1 protein-coding gene is annotated in these 1,660 nt (G+C 35.9%); it reads right to left on the bottom strand.

Going from position 1 to position 1,660, the window contains the following annotated elements:
• A partial coding sequence (locus HRT72_03360; protein NQY66746.1) for a hypothetical protein occupies positions 1-1,660 on the bottom strand: 1,660 nt, incomplete at both ends.

The following is a 1,660-nucleotide window of genomic DNA, read 5'->3' as shown; positions in this document are numbered from 1 at the left end:
TTTAATAATGAGTTTGATATCTGAATTCGAATCTTTGTATTCAAATTCGATCTCAATCATTACCCAGTCTCCCACAATTGTTTCGGAATTCCGAGGGCCTTTTGTTGATATCCAACTCTCTTTACCATTAGTTATTGAGGCTACTGCTACTATACCGGCTAGCATGTCTTGGCCACCATTTTTGCCTCCACAATACATCCAGAATCTAAATTCATATTTGATTCCAACTACCATATCAGAGTTTGGTATTAGAGCTAAATTATGCCACCCTTTCAAATCCCCACTATAAGCTCCTTTACCTCTAAAAGTAATGTTGCTTTCTTGGTCATCGAAATCGTTATAGAGTACAAGAGATGAATCGGTAGATAAGAATCCATTCTTGTACAGAAGAGAGTCCTTAATATTATTGAATTCGTTTATAGAAGCCGTGTTTTCTTCTCCGAATAAATCCTCTTTCAATATAGAAAAGAGATGGATTTCGCCTTCTTCGTAAAGAGGAGTTGCTTTGTTTAGTATGCGCTTTTCATTAATGCCGATTTGTTCTTTAGTACAAACTATTAGAAACTCTTTGTTACTTAATATGTCGTCTTGAATTTTCTTTTCATAGAAATTTGGAGTGAGAATTTGCATTAGCTTTTTACTTTCAAGTATAGATCCTCTAGCGGAGTGTGCAGCCATTATTGGGAGGGATGTGTGGAATGAAATAATCTTAGAAGCAACTGAACTTTGGTTGGAACCTTCTAGTCCGAAATTTTCTGAACCGATGCAATAAAAGGGGAAGGGGAGTATGGCTTGAAACCTGTCCGGATCAATATGCGCAAGTACATTGCTATATGATTCTGTAAGTTGAGACTTGTCGAATACATTTTCGCTTTTTGTTATTTGCTTCGACGCTATTTTGTGAAAGCTATATCCTTCCTTGCCATAGATAAAAAAGGTTAACACAAGCAGAAAGTAACCGAGAGTCTTTTTTTTATTGCTGATGGCTTCATTAATTATTTTATCAATGATGGTAATTGCTAAAACATTTACTACTAAAAAGAAAACCCAAGCAAATCTTCCTGGCGATCGAAATTGCTTTATGAAACCCAAATAATCGATTAATTCGCGCATTCCCCACCTGAAGGGATAAGCCATAGAAAACATCAAAACAATAAAACTTGCAATTAACATATTTCGCAGATGGGGACTGTTGAAATAGTTATCGAATAGATTACTAGGACTCTTCGTAAGGCTTTTTTTTATGTAGCCATATATAATTAATATGAGCGTTAAAATTGATACTATCCCTACATAGCTGACCCCTTCCCATTCCTGACCATACTTGGGTAGTATTGATTTGAAAAAGGGAGCGAGGGGTTCTCTACTTGGAAGAAATACGGATTCCATGTCAGCACAATAAGAGAAGAATCCATAAGGGTTTGATGTTCGAGCGAGGTGGACGTCGGTTATTCTAACAAACACCAAATACACGATTAAAGGAATTAGGCTTTGCCCAATAAGTAGAGCATAGAATTTCCAATTAATATTTTTCTTCAGGATATTTGGTGTGATTTTAACGATAACATAGGCGATTATAAAACTGGCTAAAATTGCGCCAAGGTATGCATGCATGAACGTCCAGAAAATACCATTAACAGTATTGAGTAAAAAGAATTTA

The sequence above is a fragment of the Flavobacteriales bacterium genome (assembly GCA_013214975.1).
GTDB lineage: Bacteria > Bacteroidota > Bacteroidia > DT-38 > DT-38 > DT-38.
This window is presented reverse-complemented; position numbering and strand designations above follow the sequence as displayed.